Raw genomic sequence first — 1,817 nt, 5'->3', positions numbered from 1 at the left:
CGGCCGACGCACCCGGCCTTTCGGCGCCCGGGACGCGGCCCGAGGTGCTCGAACGCGATCGGGCCCTTCGTCCGGTGGGTCCGGCAATCCACGCCGTCCTGTCGGCGCTTGCCCTCGCCCAAGGCGAGGGCATGCCCCTGGAGGTGGCACTGCCCCTGGCGGGGCTGTTCGCCGATGTCGACGCCGAACGCGCCCGAGCGCTCCTTCCCGACGCTCTGTTCTACCTGCGCGCGACCCCGGATCACGACGGAACCCTGCTCTATCGCCTCTTCCACCAGGCACTCGTCGACCACCTCACCGGGCAGCCGACGACGGACACCACCGCGCCGACCCGCGGCGACGTCCTCGACCACCTCCTCGCCACCCACACCACCCACGACGGCAACACCCGCGCCTGGGACACGGCCCCGCCGTATCTTCTGCGGTACGCCTTGGCTCACGCCGAATCCGCGGACCGCTTGGACGAACTCCTCACCGACACCGAATACCTCGTCCACGGCGATCCCTCCGCCCTCACGGAGGCGTTCCCGCGTGCGGCCACGCACGAGGCGTTGGTGGCCCGTGCCGTGTACCGCGCCTCCATCGGCACCCACCGCTACACCGACCCGGCCACCCGTCGCCGGCTTCTCACCACCGACGCGGCCCGCCACCCGGCCGCTCTGCTCGTGCGCGCGTTCACTGACATGACCGAGCCCGGCGTCTGGACCGCCGTCGCCGTCACCGGCGGAATTCCGAACCTCGAACTACGCGACACCATGAGAGGACACGACGGTGTGGTGATCGCAGTGGCGTGCACGACGCTCGACGGAAAGCCGATCGCCGTCACGGGAGCCGAAGACGAAACCGTGCGGGTCTGGGACCTGAGCACCGGCACCCCACTCGGCGAACCGCTCACCGGACACGACGAAGCGGTGATGGCCGTCGCCTGCACGACGCTCGACGGAAAGCCCGTTGCCGTCACCGGAGCCGAAGACGGCACCGTGCGGGTCTGGGACCTGAGCACCGGCACCCCACTCGGCGAACCCCTCACCGGACACGACGAAGCGGTGATGGCCGTCGCCTGCACGACGCTCGACGGAAAGCCCATTGCCATCAGCGCCTCTGCGGACGAGACCGTACGGGTCTGGGACTTGACCACCGGCACCCCACGCGGCGAACCCCTCACCGGACACGACGACACGGTGACCGCCGTCGCGTGCACAACACTCCACGGAAAACCCGTCGCCGTCACCGGAACCGACGACGGCACCGTACGGGTCTGGGACATGGACACCGGCACCCCACTCGGCAAACCCCTCACCGGACACGACCACTCGGTGTACGAGGTCGCGTGCACGACGCTCGACGGAAAGCCCATTGCCATCAGCGCCTCTGCGGACGAGACCGTACGGGTCTGGGACCTGACCACGGGCACCCCACGCGGCGAACCGCTCACCGGACACGACGAAGCGGTGATGGCCGTCGCCTGCACGACGCTCGACGGAAAGCCCGTCGCCGTCACCGGAGCCGAAGACGGCACCGTACGGGTCTGGGACCTGGCCACCGGCACCCCACGCGGCAAACCCCTCACCGGACACGACGACACGGTGACCGCCGTCGCGTGCACAACACTCCACGGAAAACCCGTCGCCGTCACCGGAGCCGCAGACAGCACCGTACGGGTCTGGGACCTGACCACCGGCACCCCACTCGCCGAACCCCTCACCGGACACGACGACACGGTGACCGCCGTCGCGTGCACAACACTCGACGGGAAGCCCGTCGCCGTCACCGGAGCCGACGACGGCACCGTACCGGGCTGGGACATGGACACCGGC

At 70.2% G+C, this 1,817-nt stretch carries 1 protein-coding gene; it reads left to right on the top strand.

From position 1 onward, the window contains the following. Positions 1 to 131 precede the first annotated feature (131 nt). A partial coding sequence (locus tag ACFXMF_RS47670; RefSeq protein WP_380021344.1) for a WD40 repeat domain-containing protein occupies positions 132 to 1,817 on the top strand: 1,686 nt, incomplete at its 3' end.

Origin of the sequence: Embleya sp. NPDC059213, assembly GCF_042754445.1 — a bacterium.
Taxonomy (GTDB): domain Bacteria; phylum Actinomycetota; class Actinomycetes; order Streptomycetales; family Streptomycetaceae; genus Embleya.
The sequence above is the reverse complement of the archived record's forward strand: the minus strand, read 5'-3'. Positions and strand labels throughout refer to the sequence as shown.